Consider the following 24,679-nt stretch of genomic DNA (forward strand, 5'->3'; position numbering starts at 1 on the left):
TCAATAAACTCATAAAGATATCTACACCTGCACTGGTTCCATCTGTAGAATCTAACGCCATTGTTTCCTCAAATTCCTTGACTGCTGCAAATCATAGACACCATCAAACGCACCTGTATATGCTTTACTATTTACATACAAGCCCCATTGCAAGACTCAAATGATTGCCTTTGTTCTCAGAAACTATTATCACTTAATTTTCCACATCAAATTTAATCAAATGCACATAAAATCAAGTAAAAAAAGAACCCGAAGCAGTATAACTTCTAGGTTCCGCATAAAATTATTTATGCATCAGCAGAATTTGACACTCGAAATTTGATGCCTCCGTTATTGATGATCTTACCTCTTACTTTAAGATGCTTGACAAATAGCCAGAATTTTTTTATGAACCATATTTATATAGGGCCTAGCGTAAAATTCAGCTTTTTGATCCACCTCATCTTCTTAAAAATCGTTCACATCAATAACTGTATAACTTCTCTTATCATAACGATTACGACTTGCAGAATATTCTATATTTTTACCATTATTCAACCAGATAATCTCTTCAAGTTCTAGCATTGGATCTGTATCGCGAGCATTTAAATATTTTTTATCAAACTTATCAGGAACTCCAGCTCTAATTTTACGGTATGCTCCACCAAATTTTAGTTTTAAATTTTGATGAAGATATTCATATACAGAAGATTCCAAAATTTTCTCATTTAATCCGGGAACCAACTCCACTGGCATATAGGTATGCTCCAATATTAATGGGTCTCCCTCTAGTATGCGTAACCGCACAATTTCGTAAACAGGGCAGTCTTTTTGAATATCTAATTTTTTTTGGATATCTTCAGAGGGAAATTTCACATCAAAAACAATAATCTTACTCTGAATTTTTTCTGCACCTTGTTGTTCTGTTAGACCATCAAATGCGTTAGCAGGTGAATCTTCCGCAGCCTTTATTGGGATATTACCTAAAACAAGTGTCCCCAATCCTGATTGCTTATAAATTAGCCCTAAACTTGCAAGCCTATCTAAGGCTTTCTTAATCGTCATTCTACTAACATTGAACTCCTGAGCAAGCGTATTTTGATCTGGCATTAATTCACGTGCAGGGTAAATTCCATTTAAAATCCTTTTTCTGATTTCTTCCTCAATCAATAGATATTTTGCTTTTGTTGCCATAATAAAGATCATTCCTGTCTACTCAATTTTAAACCTGTGTTTGATAAAAATCACCAACCATTTCAGCTTCATTATGATAATACCATGTTACTCACAAATAAATTGCAAAACACAATTATTTAGTCCAATTTTTGTCCGTTACTTCTAATAACTTTTTGATACCAATAAAAAGAATCCTTTGGTAGTCTACTCAAGCTTCCCACACCCTGATCATCTTTGTCAACGTATATAAATCCATAACGTTTTTCCATTTGTCCAGTCCCAGCTGACACAACATCAATTGCTGCCCATGGTGTGTATCCTATTAAATCAATGCCATCTTCATCTACTGCTTTCTTCATTTCAATAATATGTTGCTTCAAGTAATCAATACGATAATCATCATGTATTTTCCCATTCTCAAGCACATCTCTTGAACCAAAACCATTCTCCACAATGAATTGTGGTAAATGGAACCGATCATTAAACCAATTCATTCCATAGCGTAATCCTTCAGGATCAACTGACCAACCCCATTCAGATGCTTTCAAAAAAGGATTTTGAATATCATTTGAAATATCATCGTAGTTATATTCAGGATTATCTTTACTTGCTTTTACTGTCTTGGACATATAATAACTAAATCCTAAATAGTCCACTGTTCCTTTTTTTAAATTAACTAAGTCCTCATGTGTAATATCTTGAATGAATCCTTTTTTTGTTAAAAAAGATTTCATAAATGTTGGATATTTTCCATGAACATGAACATCGGCAAACCAATATCTTTTTTGCATTGCCTTTTCTGCCATCATAATATTAGCTGGTTTAGAATCAAGTGGATATAGCGGTACCATCGCAATCATACATCCAACTTGCAACTCTTTATTGATTTTATGTGCATGTTCAACTGCTATTGCGCTAGCTACTAATTCATAATGAGCGGCTTGATACATTTCTCGTTCAGAATCTTCTCCAAATTTAACTTTAATTCCAGAATTAGTAAATAAGCAAAATTCATTATTATAGCCAGTTTGATTATTAATTTCGTTAAACGTCATCCAATACTTAACTTTACCTTGGTAACGTTCAAAACAAACGTCGGCAAACCTTACAAAAAAATCAATAAGCTTACGATTACGCCAACCACCATATGTTTCTATTAAGTAATAGGGTAATTCAAAGTGAGATAATGTTACAATGGGTTGAATATTATATTTTAGACATTCATCAAAAAGGTTATCATAAAACTTTAATCCCTCCTCATTAGGTTCTTTTTCATCTCCTTGTGGAAAAATTCGTGTCCATGCAATGGATGTTCTAAAACATTTAAATCCCATTTTAGCAAACAGTCCAATATCTTCCTTATAGTTATGATAAAAATCGATTGCATCATGATTAGGATAATTTTTACCTTTAATTACCCCCTCCGTAATTGTTCGATTTTCCGTTGCAGATCCCGCAGTCATAACATCAGCTACAGAAATCCCCTTGCCTCCTTCTTGCCAACCACCCTCAAATTGATGTGCAGCAACTGCTCCGCCCCATAAAAAACCATCTTTTAGTATACTCATCTTAAATTTCTCCTCATCTCTTAAATTATTCTGATATCAAAAAGGAATGAATATCACATTTCAAACTGAGTCTTCATCCCTTTTTTGAAACTATCTGTTTTGGTTATCTAATTTTTCATAAAGTTCAACTATTTCTTGCGCTAAATCCTTAAAGGTAATTGCGGTCATCAAATGATCCTGTGCATGAACCATATACAAATTAACTTCAGTATGTTGCCCTTGTGCTTCTTTAGTTAACATATCTGTTTGCACATTATGTGCTTTGCTTAAAGATTCATTCGACTTAGCTAGAAAATCTTTAGCCATTGCAAAATCATATTCCTTTGCAGCTCTAATGGCTTGTACCGCAAACCCTTTAGCATTGCCTCCTTCCATAATTAATCCCATGATTACTTCCATATTATCTGAGTTCATTTAATCTACCTCGTCATCAATTCTTCAGCAAATTTCAAAACATTTGCCCCATTCATCATTCCATAGTCAGCCATTTTGATAACATCCATTGGAACTTTGGCTTCATCAGCTTTCTTTTGAACAATATCTTTCATATAGGCTACTTGTGGTCCCAATAAAAGAACATCAGGTTTGTTCACCTTGAATGTTTGATCAATATCTGCTGTTGATTTTGCAAATATTTCATAGTTTTTACCGTTCTTTTTTGCTGCATTTTGCATTTTTGATACTAGTAATGATGTAGACATTCCTGCTGAACACGCAAGCATAATTATTTTTTCTGCCATTCTAATCACCCATCCTTTTAATTAAAATTAATTTTTATTCACCTTTAGCCGCTTTTTCCTGTTCTTGTGCTAACAAATAGTTATCATATTTCTTTGCAAATGGGAAGTAAATACCAGTAGACATTACAAGCACGACTGCTTGCCAAACTGCCATTTTCCACCCACCTATTAAGAAACCTGAAATAATTGGTGGCGTTGTCCAAGGAGCTGCAACCCCATTCAGTGGAGGAACAATTCCAAAATATATTACCAGATATGTTGTTAAAGCAACAATTACAGGTGTCAAAAAGAATGGAATTGCTAAGAAAGGATTCATGACAAGTGGTAATCCAAATAAAAACGGCTCATTTATATTGAATAGCGCTGGTATAAACTCAATTTTACCAATTGATTTTAATTGAACCGATTTAGCAGCATATAGAGTGAACACTACCAGACCAATTGTGATGCCCGAACCAGTTAAATTAATAAAGTTATTATAAAATTCATTTGTAACAATATGCGCCCCATTTGCTAATGAAAGTTCATTATGCTGATATAGATTTGCATTATCAAATGTATTAGGGATTAATAGACCACTTGTAATTGCACCCATAATTAATCCTCCATGAACACCAAAGAACCAGAAGAAGGGTACTAAGAAAGCAATTATTAATGCTCCGCCAAGTGAATCTGACAAGCCTTGAAGTGGCGCTTGTAACATTTTGTAAATCAACTGCAAAATATCTGTGTTCATTACACCCTTAAAGAACGCATATAGAAGCATTGAGGTAATGAGGATGATACCTGCTGGAATCATTGCTGTAAACTGGTTAGCAACATTTGCTGGAACCTGTTCTGGTAGAGTAATTTTCCAACCTGCACGCATCATTGCAGAGTATGACCATCCCACCAAAATACCAATAATTATTGCGGCAATCATTCCTTGACCACCAAGCCAAGTTGTATTAATTACACCTGTAACTGGTGATGTTAAATATGTTTGAATAGCATGTGGTAACTTATCAATATGAGAACTTAATTGAGATCCCGTATAAATAACCTTTCCAGCTGCATCTGTAATCCCTGCACCAGATTTGCCCATTGCACTTGTAAGAGGATTATTAACCTGTAAAAATTGCAATAAAAGAAACGATGATAATGATGTTAATCCCGCTGGAAGAGCTTCATATCCCTCATTTCTAACATAAACATATGCAATACCGACTGCTGCCCAAATTGAAATAAATCCAAAAGATGTCGTATATGCCTGTGTAAAGAAGGCTGACCAGCCAGATGCTTTTAAAGCATCTGACACTGAAGTAATTGGAACATTAGATAAGATCAGAAAAATTGACCCAATAATGATAAATGGTAAAGCATACACCATACCATCTTTTAAAGCTGTAATCGGTTTTGTATTAACGAATTTCATTATTGGTGGTAACATCTTTTTATTTATAAAATTTCCAAATTTATTTTCTGCCATTATAATTCATCTCCATTTTTTTCAAGAATTGATTTAAACCAATAAAATGATTTTTTAGGCACACGTCTTAATTCTTTCAAATCATGATTTGACCTATCTACATAAACTACACCATATCTCTTTTCGATATCCCCATGTGAACTTGGAATATCAATTAATCCCCAACCCAGATAACCCATAACCTCAGCTCCATCAATAAACATTGCATCTTTCATAGCACTAATATGATCTTGATGATATTTGATTCGCTGATTATCTTCTATCATATTTTTCCCATCCCAATGTTCTCGTAATCCGATTCCATTTTCGATTGGGAAAACAGGAAGATGGTAGCGATTATAAATTTTTGTAATCGTATTTCTAAATCCTAGTGGGTCAATAGCCCAATCCCATTCGTTTGTCACTAAGAATCGATTCGCTTCTCCACCATAGCTCAAAAATTCGTTAGGTACTGCATCCTGCGGAATCTTATCAGCATTAATCACATCTGTTCGATAATAGCTAAAAGCTAAAAAATCTGCATGCATCTTTGAAATAATTTCCTTATCTTCTGTTTGAAAATCACTATCAATTTCATTTTGTTCGATAAAATGCAAGACTTCATTAGAATAATGTCCTTCCGCAAAGGCATCGTATAAATTGTTGTTCGAAAACTCTTGAATTTTTCTTGCTGCAAAAACATCACTCGGTTTAGATGTCGCTGGATAAGTTTCTGTATACGCTAACATTCCACCCAATAACAAATTCGGATAATTTTTATGAATATATTCATCAATCCTCGCATGCGCTAATATTGTGTGGTGAAAAATTTTATACATTTCTGAAACTGTTTTCTTACCTTTCAAATATCCAGAAATACGAAAAACTTCTTTTTGAAAGTATAAATTATGCTCATTAAAAGTTATCCAATACTTGACTCTATCCGCAAAATGTTCTATTACTTTTTCTGCAAATCTTACAAAAGCAGCCATAACCTTCCTCGATATGAATCCATTCTCTTTTCTCGCTAAAGCTAATGGCATATCAAAGTGATACAAACAAATCATCGGTGTAATTCCTCTTTCTAGCATTCCATCAACTAACTTATCGTAAAATGCAAAACCCGCATCATTGAATGCACCATCACCTGTTGGATTACATCTTGACCAAGATACCTGAATTCGATACATATTAAAATGCATCTCTTTCATTAAATCTAAATCCTCTTTGTACCGATGATATTCATCAATTGCAACTTTCCAATCGCTCGTACTATCAGTCGCTTCCTGAATATCATAAACAGATTTGCCCTTACCATCTATATTCCAGGCCCCTTCAGTTTGCATGCTAGAAATCGAATTCCCCCAGAAAAAATTTGTTGGCATTTTTCGCTTTTTAGGCAACCTTATTCATCCCCTTATACTTTAATTAACCGCTTCCAATTCCTAGGAATAAATGAATTATATCTCTCCTTTTTTTAAATGTCAATATCTATCTTTTCAAAAGTATAGTCTTTTGAAAAGAGGGCTAATTATAAAAAAGAATCTTTGCTATTTTTTTGTCAAAAATTAATTCTTTATATTACCTTCTGTTTCTTATACTTTCTACTATTTGCTGTCTATATTAAATAACTATCTATACTTCCAGATTCTATATATCTTTAAGTTCTACAAATTATGTACACTAGGCGCTACAACAGAGAATATTACCTTAACGTCAAGCAAGCAAAAAAATATATATCAAAAAATGAACAAATATTGGGTTTTAAAGACATTAGCAAATGTTTATCATACGGATAACGTTACAGTTAAACATGTCAATATCTACCATCAACAAAGAGGATTTTTTATTTTTTACCAATACTTTGAATTCTAGGAAAATAATTCATAATAAGGACTATTAATCGTATGCTAGAACCAATACATAATGAAATTATTTTCAACAGATAAAATATATAGTTTTGATTTCAAAAAGTATATCCAATGCAAATTAACCTAGTATGTGATTCTGTTGAAGAAGGTAAACTGATCCGTATTTTAAACTGTGGCACCTTTTACATTGGCTTAACAGAAAAACTTCAATCAAAACAATACTGTTATCAAACTATCAAGTTGATAAAAAAAGAAAATCAATTAATATCGGAAATAATCGTCAATTATTTCATGATGTCATATAAATTCGACCCATAGATAAAAAGCAATATATTAAATTTTGCGACCTCTATATCATATAACTCATCCATTATATTGGGCAAATGCTCATACTCGGATAATAAAGCCAACTTTTTATTCAATTAAATGCCGCATCTGGAACAAGACCCAAGTAACAGGTAGTTGCTACTTCATGACTTGAATATCTAGTTTGTTCTGAAGAATTTTGAAAGCTGGATTAATTGTGGGAGGGCTAGAATACATTTGAAAAATAAGTCTATCTTTATTTGAGCCCATCGAACCAGTAACTTTACTACTTCCAAAAAAACTTTTATTCTTCCTAATACTCTGGTGGCAAAGGAATTGTTCTATGATCATTAACAGTCTTTGTTTCCCCAATTTTTTTTCGAGGCGCCTCCAAACCTGACTTATTGTTACTGTGCCCTCTTCAAAGAATAGGTTTTTTTCTGCTCGCACAACCTTTAAACGGTTTTCTAAAATTATGTTTTTCAAGATAGTATCTGCTTTCCAATTACGATAAGCCTTGCAGTGTGAACAACTGCTGCAACTAGTAAAATTAACGTTAGAATAAATATTATGGAACGTTTCTTGATGACTTGTGATATTTCATGAAAGCTTAGAATCTTTGCTAAATAAGATTTCGGAAACAGTTAGCTAATATCCGAACAGATTAAAATATTAAAAATTAAACATTATTTGCACTATTAGGAATTTTAGTAATAGGAATACTTTCCTTCTTTGTAGGTAAAAAAACAATCAGCCAGAAAAAGGTTGAAGAATTGGAGTTTTTAATTAGAACTAAATCAATTACATTTTCTGCTTTAGGTAATCTCTTTGATTCTGAGTTGTCTAATTATTCTAGATGGGATCCAATCTTTTATATTGGGTTAAGTCTAATCCTTTATATGATTAGCTATTCCATCAATAAAAGGAAGTATTCATAATTTTGAAGAACAATATATACGAGCAACGAGTACTAAGAAGATGGTCTCGACAAAAGTTAGCAGAGGCCTGTAATGTTTCTAGACAGACGATTAATGCTATTGAAAAGCAAAAATATTCACCTTCCTTAGAACTCGCTTTCAAATTAACTAAGATATTTGATACTAGGGTTGATGAACTATTCTACAAATCAGATTGGTTACTCAAAAATTATTTTGGCCTGACAAAGCCCTGAGAAAGGTTAGAATAAAGAATATAGACCGTAACTTAATTAAATAAATAAGATTAAATACGTCATTTTCTCTCTCTTTTATTACTGTTATGTAAAATTTCTTTGGGCTGTTCGGGTTATCAGGGTATATTTCGTTTCTTGTCAGTTATTGCCAACTTAAAGCAATCTAACGTAACAAAAAGTAACAACATTCACTGAGCCTTCCCAATAAAAATCAGTACGCAAAAAGCCATGGCCCCTTTGAGGGAAGCCATGGCTTTTAATATTTATTATCGATTGTTATTAAAGTTTTTCTTTACTTACAATGTTCAACTTTTCATCCAAGTCATAAACAACTGGTTGACCTGTTGCCATTTCAACACCCATGATGTCTGCATCTGAGATGTCTTCAATGTATTTTGTAAGGGCACGTAATGAGTTACCATGTGCTGCGATGATGACGTTCTTGCCTTCAAGCAACTTAGGAGCAATTTCGTCTTCCCAGAATGGGATGACACGTTCCAAAGTAACCTTTAAGTTTTCACCACCAGGGATAGCACGTGGATCAAGATCTGCATAACGACGATCTTGTGCTGCAGAACCTTCATCATCAGCACTCAAGAGTGGAGGAAGGACATCGTAAGAACGACGCCAGATATGCACTTGATCTTCACCAAATTTTTCAGCAGCTTCTGCCTTATTTTGGCCTTGTAATGCACCATAATGACGTTCATTTAAGCGCCATGTTTTTGTTTCTGGAATCCATAATTGTCCTGATTCCTCCAAAGCAAAATGCAATGTTTTGATAGCACGAGTCAATACAGATGTATAAGCTTGATCAAATTCGATTCCTGCTTCTTTTAACTTACGTCCAGCTTCCTTAGCTTCTTTTTCACCTTGTTCACTTAAGTTAACATCAACCCAACCGGTGAAAAGGTTCTTCAAGTTCCATTCACTTTGTCCGTGACGGATAAAAACTAATTTTGTCATAACTAGCAAAAACCTCTTTCATTATATGATTTGTTTACAATTCACATTTTACACTGAAAACTTGAAAATTCATAGTCCAAACAAGTTACAAATTGTGAAAAAAATTCTTAGTTTTTCAAAGCTTTCACTATGGCATTCACAGCTTTTTCAACATTCTCAGGCGTTGTTGCAAGATTCAGTCTGATGAAGCCTTCACCTGCTGTTCCAAAAATCTCACCATAATCAACTGCAAGCCTTGCTTCATGTTGTATTAAATGATGCAACTTATCAGCGGATACCATTTTGCGCATATCGACCCACGACAAGTAGGTTCCTTCAAGTTCGGTAACCTTAACTTCAGGTACATTCTCAGCGAACTGGCTCTTGAGATAATTAAAATTATATTTAATTAATCCAAGCATCCCGTCTAACCAGTCTGCGCCGTCTCGGTAAGCAGCTTCAGCAGCTACCTTACCGATTAAATTACCGCTTGGCAGACACAGCTTCTTAACATACTCATCATAACGTTCACGAATTTGCGGATTTGCGATTACCACATGACTATTCTGAAGCGCAGCCAAGTTAAAGGTTTTAGATGCAGCATCAAGCATTACGATATTATCACGGTAAAATCCGTCTTTAATCGCGATAGCTGAAACAAACTTATTGTCCCCCACAATCAAATCATGATGAATTTCATCAGAGATTACCAACACTTTCTCCTCGCGGCAAATCTCAAACAGTTTTTCAAGTTCAGCCGCTGTCCACACTCTTCCAACAGGATTGTGCGGTGAACAATTAATCAATAGCTTAACATGTTCAGTTTGAATCTTAGTACGGATGTCTTCAAAGTCCATCTCATAGTGACCATTGTTATCTTTTAGATTTGAGACAATCAACTTGCGCTCATTATCTTCAATCACATGCATAAAGGGATGATACACCGGCTGCAGTACCATTATTGCATCATCTTGTAACGTTAAGACATTGACTAATGCACTGATTGACTGAACAACCCCTGCTCCGAAACGAATCCATTCCTTATGTAATTCTGTTCCATATCGTTCTTGCTGCCACTTAAAATAGGCTTCGTAATAACTGTCGGGTGTCAGCGAATATCCATAAGCACCATGTTCAATTCTTTTTTTCAAAGCATACATCACTGCTTCTGGGGCCTTGAATTCAGTATCAGCGACCCACATTGGAAGAAGATCATTTGACCCAAAGCCAGCCTTCATCCCGTCCCATTTGACCGAATCAGTATGTTTGCGTTCAACCGCATATTTTTCTACAAAATCTGCAACTTTCATTATCTATTTACTCCTTATGACTCAATTTATCTTTGATTTTCCCTAGTGAGGCCTTTTTTCTCTTAATAGGTTTTACTCCTAAAATATCCAACAAGAAGGTAAAAATTGGGATTCCAACGATTAAGCCCCACATTCCGAAAAACTTCTCTGCAACAAATAACACTACAAAGGTATAAAAAATAGGAAGTTCTGTCTTATTTGACATCAACTTGGGATTAAGCACATAGGATTCTAGTGAATGCACTACCAATAACATGATAGCAATATAGAAGACATAGTTAAGTCCCCCAACTGAATAACCAATAATACACATTGGGATTGCTGAAATGATAACCCCCGCCACGGGAATCAGGCTCATCAAAAAGATTAATAAGGACAAACTAAATAGCTGTGGCATCTGCATTATTGCAAGACAAATTGTCGTCAGCGTTGTATTCACAATCGCAATGATAAACTGTGTTTCAATCACAATTCCAAAAGTATTGACGAATTTCTCAGCAAAAAAATAGATATCTTGAAAAAACCAATCATAGGGTCCTTTCAAAAAGCTTCGCGAAAAACTAAACATTCTCTTTTTTTCAATCGTGAAAAAGAAGCTTAGAAATAGTGACAATAAGAAAGTCACACCCATTGATCCAATACTTGTCACATACTTGAAAAGAAGTGCCACACCATTCTTCATCTGTGAAACAATAGTTGACGTACTTATATAGCTATTAATATAGCGTAAGATTTCGTTTCCATCAAAAGATGGCTTTTGATAAAAATTCATTACATACTTGACCATTGACTCTGTCTGATAGAAAAGCTTAGGCAAATAGATTGTTACTCCGAGGTATAAGGACCCGATTATTAATAGATACACGATCGAAACAATTAATGTCGCAGGTATTTTCAGATGCTTTCTGATGAAATTAGTTAAGCTGATTACCAGAAAAGTAAAAATAAATGTTAACAGTATCAAACTTAATAATTCACGCATTTCATACAAAACAAAAATTGTAAACAGCAACACAATTGTTCGCCGTAATTGTACATTAGCAACAAACTTCTCCCATATTCCCAAAAAACCACTCCTAAACTTGTTAGTCTTCCTTGGTTTCATTGTACCTAAAAAGAAGCAATGACAACACCCTTTTTGTTTGGTTTTTTACTGTTACAGACAAATATATTCTTTTTTTCTATATTTGATGCTCAAATTCATTTGATAAACCACAGAAAAACTGCGCTATCTCTACACTTGTTCATGGAGAAACAATCTAGGGTGGTACTTCTAAATTCATTCAAAAATCTATAATTCAATTATCATATTTACTCAATATTTCACGTAACATGCCTAGACTTTTTTTGATTTCTCTTCCAATATCCGTATCAGCCACCGTTTGTCTTTCAAGTTCTTGATTCACAATCTTTCTAGTTGATATAATGTCACGTCCATTCTTCACAGCATCATTTTTGGATGTAAATGGGTGATGCGTCACTAGTTGTAAACCATAAGAATTATATAGCAGCGTATACCCTCCGATTCCCGTAATAGGTTGATAGGCCTTCGAATATCCGCCATCGATTACAATCATTTTCTTGTTTGCTAAAATTGGTTCCTGCTCTTTTTTTACTGGTGTATGTCCATTAATCACATGTCCACTTTCTTGGTTAAGTCCAAACTCTCCAAGCAATTGTTCACAGAACCATTCTTCCTTGCGCAATTCAAAATAAGCGTTCTTATGTTCAACTTTAGGCTCATCTTCAGATATAAAATAACGTGCAAATGTAGTCATGCAGTGTTTCCCAAAAAGCGGTGATAGTGTGCCTTGCCACAAATACCAGATCATATCAGCTTCAATGCTCTCGCCTTTATGTGGTTTGTGATAAGCTTTTCTTAATTTTTGTTCACAAAAATCTAGTAGCTGCTGTCCTGCATAATGCTTACCCTCGTACTCAAATGCCTGAAATGTCCCATCTTCTGCAACCGGAATACATCCGTGAAACAACAAGTTGCCATTGTAGATCTTATACATGCTCCCTTTATTGACCAGAAAATCTAAATGCTTTCTCAATTTTGCTGCATTCATGAATGAATTAAGCAGTGACTGAACAACTTCTGTTTCGTCTTGTGTCAATTCGAACGACGCATCATGCTTAACGGTTTCAAAACATGTGTTCTCTAATTTGTAACTAACGCCATCGATCATTATTTCATTTTTATCCCAATCAATTTGATTCAGTAAAACCAAATCATCAAGCTTAAATTCAGGTCTGCGCTTTTTTAATTGTCCCTCCAACTTGAATTGGATTACTGCGACAGCTTGATGAATCTGCGTAATTTGAAGCTTCTCATCTGGCATTATAAAATCTTCATTTTCAAGTGTCTTGGGCCTAAATGCAACATTATCTCCATAATTTTTTTCAGCAAACATTGATAAATGCCGTAAATTGATCCCATATGCTTCCTCAATAATTGCAAGATTATTATACCTTGCACAGATTCGTAAAAGATTCATCATACATAGTGCCGAACCTGCTACAGCTCCAAGCCATAAAACATCATGATTTCCCCACTGAATATCAACAGAGTGATACTTCATGAGGGTCTCCATTATTTTATCAGGTGCAGGTCCTCGGTCATAGATATCTCCGATTACATGCAAATGATCCACTACCAGTCTTTGAATTGTATAGCAAGTTGCAGTAATAAAATAATCCGATTGTTTCAACTCTACCAAATTACGCAAAATCTTATTATAATAATTCTTCTTGTCGTGTTCTTGCTGGTCATTGTAGAGTAGTTCTTCTGTAATATACGCAAAATCAGGATTTAATGCCTTTCTGACTTTTGATCTTGTATATTTTGTTGCGGTTACCTTCAGCAATTCAATCAAATTTGAGATTGTATTAAGGTACCATTGCTCCAATGCTTCTTGATCTGGTAATTCACTTTTTTGAAATATTAGTTCATCTTCAGGATAATAGATTAGGGTAGCGAAGTCCTGGATGTTCTTGGGTGTCAGTCTACCCGCAAAGTTCTCCACAATCTTTTGTTTAACATTGCCCGACCCGTTTCTCAGAGTATGGTCAAATGCATTGAATTCACCATGTAAGTCGCTGACATAATGTTCTGTGGCTTTTGGCAGATTCAAAATTGCTTCTAAATTTGTTATTTCTGTTATTATTGCCTGTTTAGTCGGAAATTTCTCATGGACCAATTTCTCAACATATGACATATCAAAATCCCTCCTGTAAATCCATTTCTTTCGCAAGCATAGCCATTTGAAACGAATTATCTGAAACACACCCCCATATTATAACAAATACCAATTTTCAGCAAACACTCAAGCTCGCTTGAAAACCCTTGATTATACTTACAAGTGTTCATATTTAATTAACAATACCAATTTGTAATTATTTGAGTTTTTTTGTTGTAAAAATATTTTTTTAATGCTATCTTATAGTTATCGTTTTTAGGTTGAATGGAATCTACAAGGAGGATTCATTATGAATAATACAGCAATAGAGAAAACGGAAGCACGTGTTGAAAAGGATACTGAATGGCGCTTATCCAATCAAGAGAACGGATATTTCTTGGATGTTGTTTTCTGCAAAAAGCTTGAAAATACCATGAAAAACAAGCGCAACTTTTCATTTAATCGCTTTGAATCAGAACAGCTTAACAATCTGCATTCACTAATTACCGAATTGGATGGGAACTTCAAGTTGATTCTAGATGAAAAGGTTATCGGTTTAGATTATCTTCCATTATCATCTGATGATGCTGCTGACCTAGTTGAAGCTCTTTAGTTTCTGATATTAATTTCATATAAATGATTGGTTTTAACCCAAACAAAAAAAGTAGCGCTATTCAGCTATTGTAGTGACACCCTAGATTAGGTTTTACCCTAATTTTTGGAGTCAGCACATATAGAATCTGAGTAGCGCTACCTTTTTGGTATCTTTCTACTTATCATTATAACCATTTGGATGTGTCAGATGCCACTTCCATGCAGTCTCAATAATTTTGTGGATATCATCAAATTGTGGTTTCCAGCCCAAGACTTTTCGTGCCTTATCTGATGCTGCAATCAGCGTATCAGGATCACCGCCGCGTCTTGCTGCGATTTCTGTTGGAATTTCCTTTTTAGTAACATCGCGTGCTGCCTTCAAAATTTCCATGTTAGAAAACCCTGTTGAAGATCCTAGGTTGAAGGCTGTACTATCATTACCCTTTGTCAGGTATTCAACCGCTAAAATATGAGCATCTGCTAAATCAAACGGATGTACATAATCACGTACATTAGTACCATCTGGAGTATTGTAATCATCTCCAAAAATTTGTAATTTTTCACGTGTTCCTGCCGCCACTTGCAACACAATGGGCAACAAATGGGTTTCTGGATTGTGATCTTCTCCAATACTACCATCCGGCTTCGCACCAGCAACATTGAAGTAACGAAGCGCAACAAATTTTATGCCATTAGCAAGATCTGTCCAATGCATAATTTTTTCCATTGCCAATTTACTTTCTCCATAAGGATTGATTGGCTTTTGCAGATCAGTTTCCTTAATCGGCGTTCTCTCTGGTGTTCCATATGTTGCAGCAGTTGAAGAAAAGACAATTTTCTTCACATCTGCTTCGACCATAACTTCTAATAATTTTATCATTCCCGAGGTATTGTTATCAAAATATTTAAGTGGATTCTTCATAGACTCCGGAACTATCGAGAAAGCTGCAAAATGAATGACTGCATCAATCGCTGGATTTTCCTTGAAAACCTTGCGCATAAAGTCACGATCTGCAATATCTCCTTGGTAAAATTTTGCCTTGTCGTTAACAGCTGCTCGATGTCCTGTGACAAGACTATCTACAACAACAGTCTCTATCCCTTGTTCAACCAAGCGATCTACTGTATGCGATCCTATGTACCCAGCACCGCCTAAAACTAAAATTGCCATGTTTGTTCCTCCTTGAGGAGTAGCTGGGTCAAATAAATTCTGACCTGCTTCTCTATTTATTACGATTAAACGTGTTCCACACGTCAAAATTCTCCGCCTAACTTCAAATTACTCATAGCAAACAACATGCTATGCTCGTAATTTTAGTTAGTGCTCAAATTTTCCCGACTTATGTCACACTCTCTTTTGTTTCATTTGTATTTGGAAGACTATCTGTCTCTCTCAATCATTTTACCAGTATTATCTCCCAATTTGTTAATTAATACCAAAATGTAATCTTTTATCGAAGGCTGAGTCAAAAGCTAAATTTGATCCCATCTCTCTATTTATTCCGGGTAAACGTGTTTCATAAGTCAAAATTCTCCGTCTAACTTAGAATTACTCATAGCAAAGTTCTTAACTATGTTCGGAATTTCTAATTGGTACTCAAATTTTCCCGACTTATAGCGCACTCCCTTTCTTCTAGACTTGTTGTTTTTATTAACTTGTGCTTAACTATTATTTAGAACTTAAGAAGGGGCAATCCTATGTCAGAACTAGTATATAAGCAATTAATTACTGATTTAAAAAAGAAAATATTTGCAGGTAATTTCCCCGATTTGCGCCTGCCAGATGAACGCTCTCTCAGTGAGCAGTATAATGTGAGCCGCAGTTCCATCAAACGTGCACTTAATCGCATGGCCAATGATGGCATTATCTTCCGCAAACGTGGCGCGGGCACCTTTATCAATCCATTGTATCTAAAAAATGAATCTGTCTTTAATTATGAAGAAGGCTCCAACTTAGGTGTCACTGATAACTTTAAGATGAACGGGCAGCGGCCAAAAATCAAGGTTCTTTCCTTTGAAGTCATCAAGCCTAATCATGAACTGCGTCGTGATTTATTCTTATCACATGATGATTTTGTATACAAAATCGTTCGTCTGCGCTTGTTCGAAGACCAGCCTTTTATGATTGAAACGGGCTATATTCCAATTAGAATAGTCCCTGAATTAACCAAATCGACGATTGAAAGTTCAATCTTTAATTACCTACAAAAAAACCATCATCAGTCAGTTACTAAATCGTTCCTTTCTGTTTTTGCCGAACCATCGACTAAAAACGATCAAGAATTACTAGGGTTATTACCTACTGAGCCCACTGGCATTATGGAAGGAATATTCTTTCTTGATGATGGGACGCCTTTTGAATTCTCACATATGCGCTTCCACTATAAATACTTGAAGTTCAATTCTTTTGTTTCTGTAAATTAAAAATCTTAATTCTCTCTGGAGGTACATAATGACAACTCTTTATATCGTGCGTCACGGTCAAAGCAAAGCAAACGCTGCAGGCATCCTTCAAGGAAGCTTGATTAATACTCCCTTATCTGAAAAAGGACAAATTCAGGCAAAAAATGTCCATGACGCTTTTGAAAAGAAATCGCTGCATTTTGACCTAGTTTTTGCAAGCCCTTTGTTGCGTGCGGCCCAAACCGCCGCACTCATCGCGCCAGAAGCTACAACTATTTTTGATGAGCGTCTAAAAGAATTCGATTATGGTGATTGGGATGGTCAAAAAGTTGTAGATATTCATCGCCTTTTTGCTGAATTTTTCGATGAAAAAAAGAACCTGCTGCCAGATTCTGAAAAAGTTTCTCATGGTGATGATTTCGCATCAGTCACCGCAAAATTAGACGATTTTCTTAATGAACTTGCACTAAATTATCCAACACAGGATATCTTGGTCGCAAGCCATGGATTCACAATTAAATTACTGCTGAATGCTATTTTGGAAATTAATAACCTAAGTTCATTGAACGAACCGCACAATGCTGGTTTAACAAAGATTGAGTTGACCACTTCAACGCGTACCCTCGTATACTTCAATCGCGACTTAACTGAATAAGCTAGTTCAATTATTGAAATCGAAAAGGTGGGCAAGACAAAAGCTAAATTTTGATCAACCTCTCTACTTATTCCCAAAAATCAGATTTACAATCCAGTTTCTCTGTCAGTAACAGCCCGCAGCGCACAGGGGGGTCTAGGCTAAAAGTTAACTTTTAGCCCAGACCCCCTTATTTATTACGAATAAACGTGTTTCACAAGTCAAATTTTACCGACTTATGGCACCCATTGGCTGCTCATTCTCTAGACACTTATTTAAACTCGCGTGCAACCTCGCTGACTGACATATTCTGCTCGTATGCATGTTCAATCACTTCTTTGACATCCGCATCACTGAATGCTTTAATATCAATTCCTTGACTGGCAATTTCTTTTCGTGCCTGCTTGATTTGTGCACTGGTAATCTTTCTTGAGCTTGCAGAAGATGAATGACCTCTTGTTGAAGAAGAAATAGTTGGTAAGATATCTGTTGCTGCTTTCTCTTCACTTGACTCATCTGCACTTGAAACATTGTACCCTAGACGAGCAAGAACTTGGTTATTATTGTGTTCAAGGCTACGCGCTTTTTTCCTAATATCTTGATAGTAGGACTGTGTAATATTCCCATAACCCAAAATCACAGCTAATTTTGTATTTGAAGCTGTATATTCATAATTAGTTGCCAACACTTTTGCACGTTTGTATGTTTTATTGAAAATCTTAAGTTCATGTACAACTTCTTTGAGTTCAATTTCTTTAGAAACTGCCCTAAGCAATAATGTTTGTGAGCCATTATCTATTTTAGTTACTTTTTTAAAATTAATAATTGCTTTACTATATTCTTGCTTTTTAATTGCAGCTAGACCTTTTTGATATTCTTCTAATTGTTCCAAATGTGCACTTGCAGAGCTATCATTTGGTTTCTTCTTCAATGCATTACGAAATTGATTCTCAGCTCGATGGTAGCTAACATCACTGATAGTTTGTTCGCCTGCATTCATAGCATTATTGTAATATTGTGTGGTCTCAACATGTTTTGTGTAACCATAGCCTATAAAAATCACTGCAATAACCAAAGTGATTATAAGCCAAGCTTTCTTGCCCATCGACCAATTCCTCGCTTTCAATTCGTTAACTGCAATTATAACATTTTTTCTTGGTTATTATGTGACTATTCTCTTTGTTACTTCATCTGCTTTGACCTTTTAATATTATTTATGTAGAATTAGAAGAAAAAATAGGAGTGTCTATGAATTCATCCTTATTAACAGAGATTATTAACGATTATGGTTATTTTGGGATTGCCTTGCTGCTTGCACTTGAAAATATCTTTCCCCCGATTCCCTCAGAGGTAATTCTAGGATTTACTGGTTTCATGACCCTTTCTAGTAAATTAAATATTGTTGGCAGCATCATTGCAGCGACAATTGGTGCTCTAATTGGTGCCTTAATTTTATATTTTTTTGGCAAGATTATTTCCGTCGAACGCTTAGAACGAATTCTAGCAGGACGCATTGGTAAAATACTGCATTTCAAGCCTGCAGATTTAGAACGTGCCGCAGCTTTTTTTAAACGCCATGGCAATTCTGCAGTCTTCTTTGGAAGGTTCGTTCCAGTTATTCGCAGTCTAATCTCAATTCCAGCTGGAATGTCTGACTATCCTCTTGGACGTTTCGTTGTTTTTTCAACCCTTGGCACACTCGTTTGGAATACTGTGTTGATCTTTGTTGGGCGGATGGCTGGTCATGCATGGCCACACGTAATTAACATAATTGAATCTTATGGCAAGATTTCACTAGTAGTGTTAGCTGCACTATTTATTTTAGGCTACTTTATCTATAAGAAAAAAGTGTAACATAAAGTTTCAGAAATACATTTATCCAAAAACACCAAAATAAAGCAGCTGAATCTAAATTTAACTTTTGATTCAGTTGCTTTATTTATTCCGTATAAACGTGTTTCATAATTCCCCGACTTATGGCACACTCTCCTTTCTTTTATTTGTCTATTTTTTTATAATTTTTTAGGCCTTTGATAATTTTAGGAAGAACTAATATTACCACGGTAATCCATGAAACAAATTCGGCTATTTTAATAATAACTGAAGTTTTGTATACTATGCTAATCTTATTGTTGCCCTTCTTTAACACCACACCAATTGTGTTACGCTTTGTTTTGGTATAAGCGGCCTTTTTCCCGTTAATAGTAACTAGATATGAATTATAATTCAAAAAAGGCAAATCTGCGGACACATTATTTTTAGAGGCATATATTTTATAAATAATTCCATTTGAAATACTATGTGATGTAATCTTTTGCTTTTGCCCACCTATCAAAGCCACGTGTTCTTGAATCTCAACCATGTACTTTTTCATGCTTGTATATGGCCAATAATCAATGGAACCTACCCCTTCATTAAAGCCTCTCACCATATAATTAAAACCCCGTTTTGAAGTTATTTGATAATTTGAAAAGGGCAATGCTTTTTCACTGCTAGGTTTATAGTCAATTACAGTCTGAGTTGTACGTGTGTTTAAGAAACTATACGAGGTGCTTAATAATGAGATTACAACTAGCGCAAAGACAACAATCGTCCAGCGCTGAACATATTTTGTCTTTGAGATAAGAATCCAAAGTGTCTCAACAGCAAATATTGCTAGAAAGAAATTCGAGATACACAAAATTCTGCCAGTCCATTGAAGAACAACAATCGGTGTCTTATTGACGAAATTCCAAATTGATTCAAAAACACTTGTCGTTGCAATAAAAAAAATGACACCAATCATGCCAATAATTCTATTAGTAACACTCTGCTTTTTCCATAAGAATAACCCCATAATCGTCGTTATTACCAGTAAAGCTCCCACTGATTCATCATTATTTAACGCATTTATTATGGCGTCTCCTAAACCTGTACCCGCTGTTGAAAGCGTACCGGACTTGGTGATGAACAGGTGATTACTTGTATATATTGTAAACAATGTACCCCAGTAAAATGAAGTCATTAGCAGTGTCGCAATCCCTGTATAAACAATATATTTCAACTTTCGCCAGAAATTGCTGGCTGTAAATAATGCAATTGCAATAATTAACATTACTACAACTAAGTACATCAAGAAACTCAATATATGTGAATAAATAACACCCGTCATACCAAATGCTAGCAAGAGCCATTCTGCCTTTTTCCTAAAAAAGATACTGTACGTTCCGTATCCAATTAGCGGTAAGAAGACATATCCCGCAGTTTGACCAACATCAAAGGTTAGAAACATCCAACTAAAATTATATGCTGATAAAACATAGACAAAAGAAAAAATTAGGGCTTTCTTTTTATTGCCATACCAATATTTTAGGCCACAGAAATACGAAATAAGCATTGATATAAATACTATTGAACACCATCCAACATAGATTGCCAAAATGGGGTCACTAATCACTAACAAGGCTAACGCCAATGGATAAACAGGCAAAACACCATATACCATATTAATCGGTGTTCCTACCTGATTCATTGCGTAAGTCTCGATGTATGAGAAAAGCTTGCCATGTTTAATATTCTGTGCCAAATCATATATTCGGTTAAGGTGAAATGACATGTCCACTCCTGCATGGAGAGAATTGGCACAGAAATAAGGTACCATAATCACTACACTTGCTACTAGACAAATTAAGATTGCGCATAATTGTTTTTGTGTATTTGAAGCTTTATTCATTTTGACCACTCTTCTTCATCCTTTTCAGTTTTAGATAGATCATCCCGAACACCAGCAGCAAGATGATTGTTCCAGATATCAATCTGGCAACAAAATATAACACTGGCGTCTGATATTTGACTGTTATCGTCGCGCTGCGCTTATTCTTTACATAAACAAGTGCCAAAGAATGTTTACTTGCATGAAGTGGTGTTTCCTTACCATTGACATAAGCCACATAGTCTTTCGAGTTGTAGATAAAAAAAGGGAGGACGATCCTAGAGCTCTTATTCTCCAAATTATCAATACTATATGTTACTTGCTGATACCCCGAGACGATTGAACTAGCACTTAAATAATACTTATGTTCATTTACAATAACCTGATGATTAAAAACCTTTTCTCTAACTGTGTTGGCTGCGTATGGGACATAATCCTCATATCGGGCTGATTCCGCTGCTGCTTGATTTAGTGACAATGAATTTAAATACCCTTTTGCGTTTAATCGGTACGCATAAGGCACCATAAAGTTGGTTGCAGTTTTTGCTATCGCATTATTTTTGGATTGTGTAGTTATAAAGCCCTCAATCGATCCCAATGCTAGCACCACAAGAGAAATATTTAAAATAACTAATTTGAAGCCATTGAATCGCCAAGAATATAGACTGCATATCTTGGCAGAGCCATACAGAGCAAGAAAGAAGGTCGCAAAGGGCAACAAGCGCCACATGAACTGAATATGTGCAACCGGTGTATTTTTAAATATATACCATGGAAACAATAAGGTACTGCACAGCAACAGCAATACACCTAAAATATACGAGTACGTCTCCCAAAAATTACTGTTTTTTAAACCAATAAAACCTACCAAGGCAATTACAAGGATTGCCAGTCCAACATTTGGTAATCCTTGTCCCAAGGTATTGCCGAATGATAGAGAAACCAAACTATTAAAACTAATTTCTTTTTCAGTGAAAAACGATGCTGTTGGTATAACTGTGCGGACACCTAACTGACGAATAATAGGGATAGTCACGGCGGCCGTTGATAACACGAATAAGGCTGCACTAATCAGGCTCGTTATCAAAACGTTTTTCTTTTCCGTCTGATACTTGAATGTTAATAAATACACTACTAATAACAATCCGATTGTAAATATGGTAGTCAAAATATGACAATACATTTCAGCACTTAGCCCTAGTACAAGATAGATTGATCCATAGTAGTAATTCCCTTTTAAAAGTTGGTATAACCCTAGAAATGCTAACGGTACAAAGACAAACGCCCAGGCCTCACCAATATCAGCTCTGCCAAAGTCATTAAACATGATATATACTGAAAAACGAAGCAGAATTGAAAAAACAATGGCTGCATCTTTTCTTTTCATCAACCGATGTGCAAACACATATGCTAAAGCTAAACCTAAAAACTGCTCTAATACCAGATAGATGTAATAGGCCGTAATCGGATTCTTCAAAAAAACTCTAATTGGCACATAAAATAATAGATTTCCCCAAGGATAGTAAGTGTTAATTGCTTGCCCAACTTTTCCAAAACTATACGTTAAAATCATCGAAATAAAATGACCGTTGCTTATGTCCTTATATGCTTCTTCCAATCTCTCCATGTGGAATATTCGATCATCCCCGACTAAGATAGTCTTGGTATGCCATGCTAGCGCAACATATACAAGAGATAACGCTGCAAATAATACAACTAGTGCTGCTTTTTGAAAAATTCTTTTTTGCCGCATATTCTAATACCCTTTCCTCTAAACAATAAAATATAAAAAACAATGATATTGCTTAATAACATTATGCTGAATGTCAAATACTCCCTTATTCCTGCAGCCATACTAATCTTAATATGGTTTATTCCTGGCTTTAAGATTGTTCTAAAAATTGGAGCACTTGCGTTTACTTTTTTATGATTTACACTGATATGATAACTCAAGCCCTTATATATAACTAATAAGAAATTACGTTCCTTCTTGTTTTGACTTGTATTATTAAAATCAAAGCTCAGGCTATTATACTTCTCTATCTTTTTTAGATTTGCTACCGTACTGACTTTGCCTTTAACTTGTGAATAATTAATAATATAATCACCACCAGTTGCCTGCTTGTTCACCAATTTCTTGTACTCTTTCGATGTGCTGATATAGTAGCGAGTTGGGTCATCATTCTTCGTTATATGATAGCTGTATACCGCAGAGATACTCATTAATACTAGTGGGATTAACAAGACAGATAAAACGATTTTATTGTTATCTAAAACTTTGTTTTCTTCAAAGAACACAGTTACACTTACAGCAAGAAAGAGCGATACAAAAGCAAGCATTCTCCCTAAAAACTGAATATTGCCAAAAAAAGAATTAACAAAAATACTTTTTTGGAGTGGCAGCCAGCTTAATGTACAGAAAAATATTCCTAAGGCAATCATTGTCCAAAAACGCCAGTTGCCACTGTGTTTGACTAACATCATTATTCCTAAAAATATCAGCATTCCCGTTTCAACTAAGCCAATATTAAAAATGATTGGCGTATCTTCAATACTATTAGCAAACAAGGCTTGCAGTACCTGCCAACCACCTACAGGAGATAAGCCATGACCTGGAGTATTTATGTTCCTATTATTCATATACAGTGTCAAAATATTGACGATTGTATATAGACTGGTCAACACAGCAATTCCAACAGCCATACAGAAAAGGTGCAGTTCACCTAAGTTAATTTTCCTTGTGAAAACTCGTACAACTTCTGCGATTGTTAGCAGCGTACAAACGATTAACACTGACAAAATATGGGTATTTATCAACGCCCCCATTCCCGCTCCAAGAACAAGCCCGCCCCATCTTTCACGTCTCCAGATTCTGAGACAACCAGTCAGCACCACCGGTAAAATTGCGTACGCTATCGCTTCCCCCATTGCATTGCGGGCAAACATTATTCCCATGTGATATGCACTGAACTGGTAGAAACACACACCCACTAAATTAATCAGTTTACTAGCTGTAAATTCACGCATCATAAAATAGGCTGCAATTTGTGTCAAAAAATTCAATAATACAAAACCGCAAAACAATGCTGCAATCGGGTTAGCGGTAAAAATAAAGCGCGGTAAAATAAAGAGCAGACTTGTAACCCAAGGATAAAGACCTGTATATGCATTTGAGATTCCTTGGAATCCAATAAAATTAACCAATACTGGTAATTTTCCATGCTTTAGTGCCTGATAAACTGCCTCCCATCTCGTTAAATGAACTCCACCATCATAAGTAACTTTAAAATAATCGCCTAAAAAGGCAGGAACTGTTGTGATGATTGCTAAAATAAAAAAAAGAAGTATAACATATACTCTTTGCCATTTCCTAATGTGCTTATAGATAATCATGAACCGTATCCTTTTCATTTTTTATTACATTTAATAGTAACATAGAGCTTTACCGTTATCAAAAGCGGTATCCGATTATAAAGATAAGCCAATATATCATTGATTTTATGAACGTTTTATGAACTTTTAACCATTATTTGAGTAAACATTCTTTAAGAACCTGTCATTTTTATTACTGCTTGTCAGTAACTACTCTTTTTGTCTAGTAGACTCAGCAACAAAAAGGAATTGGCTGCACTATTTCACACCTGCAGTGAAAAAATTAAGCT

The 24,679-nt window shown here is 35.2% G+C and carries 20 protein-coding genes; 5 read left to right on the forward strand and 15 right to left on the reverse strand.

Going from position 1 to position 24,679, the window contains the following annotated elements:
* Positions 1-447: 447 nt before the first annotated feature.
* From ABF682_RS08920 to ABF682_RS08945, 6 genes are all read right to left on the reverse strand, one after another.
* Positions 448-1,173 (reverse strand): GntR family transcriptional regulator, encoded by a 726-nt coding sequence (locus ABF682_RS08920; RefSeq protein ID WP_415619587.1) that lies wholly within the window; start codon positions 1,171-1,173, stop codon positions 448-450.
* Between the two features lie 119 nt (positions 1,174-1,292).
* Positions 1,293-2,723, reverse strand: a complete 1,431-nt coding sequence (locus ABF682_RS08925; protein ID WP_289979225.1) for a 6-phospho-beta-glucosidase — start codon at positions 2,721-2,723, stop codon at positions 1,293-1,295.
* Positions 2,724-2,813: 90 nt separating this feature from the next.
* A complete protein-coding gene (locus ABF682_RS08930) occupies positions 2,814-3,137 on the reverse strand; it encodes a PTS lactose/cellobiose transporter subunit IIA (RefSeq protein WP_289979227.1) in 324 nt (107 codons plus the stop codon).
* A gap of 5 nt (positions 3,138-3,142) precedes the next feature.
* Positions 3,143-3,463 carry a PTS sugar transporter subunit IIB gene (locus ABF682_RS08935; protein ID WP_289979228.1) on the reverse strand — a complete coding sequence of 107 codons (321 nt, stop codon included), beginning with the start codon at positions 3,461-3,463 and terminating at the stop codon, positions 3,143-3,145.
* A gap of 34 nt (positions 3,464-3,497) precedes the next feature.
* On the reverse strand, positions 3,498-4,931 hold the full coding sequence (locus ABF682_RS08940) for a PTS sugar transporter subunit IIC (RefSeq protein ID WP_289979229.1): 1,434 nt from the start codon (positions 4,929-4,931) through the stop codon (positions 3,498-3,500).
* Positions 4,931-6,313, reverse strand: a complete 1,383-nt coding sequence (locus ABF682_RS08945; protein WP_415619588.1) for a glycoside hydrolase family 1 protein — start codon at positions 6,311-6,313, stop codon at positions 4,931-4,933. The genes ABF682_RS08940 and ABF682_RS08945 overlap by 1 nt, the downstream gene beginning before the upstream one ends.
* 1,714 nt (positions 6,314-8,027) lie before the next feature.
* Between ABF682_RS08945 and ABF682_RS08950 the strand changes: the two genes are divergently transcribed.
* A complete protein-coding gene (locus ABF682_RS08950; RefSeq protein WP_289979232.1) occupies positions 8,028-8,258 on the forward strand; it encodes a helix-turn-helix transcriptional regulator in 231 nt (76 codons plus the stop codon).
* A 279-nt stretch (positions 8,259-8,537) separates the two neighbouring features.
* On the opposite strand, the gene ABF682_RS08955 is transcribed toward ABF682_RS08950, so the two are convergent.
* The 4 genes from ABF682_RS08955 to ABF682_RS08970 all read right to left on the reverse strand — a co-directional run bounded on the left by ABF682_RS08955 (position 8,538) and on the right by ABF682_RS08970 (position 13,734).
* Positions 8,538-9,224, reverse strand: a complete 687-nt coding sequence (locus ABF682_RS08955) for a 2,3-diphosphoglycerate-dependent phosphoglycerate mutase (protein ID WP_289979262.1) — start codon at positions 9,222-9,224, stop codon at positions 8,538-8,540.
* 107 nt (positions 9,225-9,331) lie between these two features.
* The gene (locus tag ABF682_RS08960) at positions 9,332-10,513 is read right to left on the reverse strand and encodes a MalY/PatB family protein (RefSeq protein WP_415619589.1); all 1,182 of its coding nucleotides are present in this window, start codon (positions 10,511-10,513) and stop codon (positions 9,332-9,334) included.
* Positions 10,514-10,520: 7 nt separating this feature from the next.
* The gene (locus ABF682_RS08965; protein WP_289979267.1) at positions 10,521-11,579 is read right to left on the reverse strand and encodes an AI-2E family transporter; all 1,059 of its coding nucleotides are present in this window, start codon (positions 11,577-11,579) and stop codon (positions 10,521-10,523) included.
* A gap of 232 nt (positions 11,580-11,811) precedes the next feature.
* Positions 11,812-13,734 (reverse strand): fructose-1,6-bisphosphatase, encoded by a 1,923-nt coding sequence (locus ABF682_RS08970; protein ID WP_317760182.1) that lies wholly within the window; start codon positions 13,732-13,734, stop codon positions 11,812-11,814.
* Positions 13,735-14,005: 271 nt separating this feature from the next.
* Here ABF682_RS08970 and ABF682_RS08975 point away from each other — a divergent pair, with 271 nt between their 5' ends.
* Entirely contained in the window at positions 14,006-14,308 is a 303-nt protein-coding gene (locus ABF682_RS08975; RefSeq protein WP_289979272.1) for a hypothetical protein, read from the forward strand.
* A gap of 156 nt (positions 14,309-14,464) precedes the next feature.
* On the opposite strand, the gene galE is transcribed toward ABF682_RS08975, so the two are convergent.
* On the reverse strand, positions 14,465-15,460 hold the full coding sequence (galE, locus tag ABF682_RS08980; protein WP_415619590.1) for a UDP-glucose 4-epimerase GalE: 996 nt from the start codon (positions 15,458-15,460) through the stop codon (positions 14,465-14,467).
* Positions 15,461-15,987: 527 nt separating this feature from the next.
* Between galE and ABF682_RS08985 the strand changes: the two genes are divergently transcribed.
* Together ABF682_RS08985 and ABF682_RS08990 are read left to right on the forward strand one after the other, a co-directional pair.
* On the forward strand, positions 15,988-16,713 hold the full coding sequence (locus ABF682_RS08985) for a GntR family transcriptional regulator (protein ID WP_289979279.1): 726 nt from the start codon (positions 15,988-15,990) through the stop codon (positions 16,711-16,713).
* A 28-nt stretch (positions 16,714-16,741) separates the two neighbouring features.
* Positions 16,742-17,347, forward strand: coding sequence for a histidine phosphatase family protein (locus ABF682_RS08990; protein ID WP_415619591.1), 606 nt, complete (start codon positions 16,742-16,744; stop codon positions 17,345-17,347).
* A 250-nt stretch (positions 17,348-17,597) separates the two neighbouring features.
* Here ABF682_RS08990 and ABF682_RS08995 read toward each other — a convergent pair whose 3' ends face one another.
* On the reverse strand, positions 17,598-18,431 hold the full coding sequence (locus tag ABF682_RS08995) for a hypothetical protein (RefSeq protein WP_415619592.1): 834 nt from the start codon (positions 18,429-18,431) through the stop codon (positions 17,598-17,600).
* A gap of 143 nt (positions 18,432-18,574) precedes the next feature.
* Between ABF682_RS08995 and ABF682_RS09000 the strand changes: the two genes are divergently transcribed.
* On the forward strand, positions 18,575-19,180 hold the full coding sequence (locus ABF682_RS09000) for a DedA family protein (RefSeq protein ID WP_056991454.1): 606 nt from the start codon (positions 18,575-18,577) through the stop codon (positions 19,178-19,180).
* 142 nt (positions 19,181-19,322) lie between these two features.
* Here ABF682_RS09000 and ABF682_RS09005 read toward each other — a convergent pair whose 3' ends face one another.
* Genes ABF682_RS09005 through ABF682_RS09015 form a run of 3 tightly spaced genes read right to left on the reverse strand, consistent with a single transcriptional unit; the run spans position 19,323 to position 24,410 of the window.
* Positions 19,323-21,038 (reverse strand): hypothetical protein, encoded by a 1,716-nt coding sequence (locus tag ABF682_RS09005; protein ID WP_415619593.1) that lies wholly within the window; start codon positions 21,036-21,038, stop codon positions 19,323-19,325.
* Positions 21,031-22,770 (reverse strand): 6-pyruvoyl-tetrahydropterin synthase-related protein, encoded by a 1,740-nt coding sequence (locus tag ABF682_RS09010; protein ID WP_415619594.1) that lies wholly within the window; start codon positions 22,768-22,770, stop codon positions 21,031-21,033. Before ABF682_RS09010 ends, ABF682_RS09005 begins: the two co-directional genes overlap by 8 nt.
* The gene (locus ABF682_RS09015) at positions 22,734-24,410 is read right to left on the reverse strand and encodes a hypothetical protein (protein WP_056991451.1); all 1,677 of its coding nucleotides are present in this window, start codon (positions 24,408-24,410) and stop codon (positions 22,734-22,736) included. Before ABF682_RS09015 ends, ABF682_RS09010 begins: the two co-directional genes overlap by 37 nt.
* Positions 24,411-24,679 lie beyond the last annotated feature (269 nt).

This window comes from Liquorilactobacillus sp. (assembly GCF_047719775.1).
In the GTDB taxonomy this organism is placed as follows: domain Bacteria; phylum Bacillota; class Bacilli; order Lactobacillales; family Lactobacillaceae; genus Liquorilactobacillus.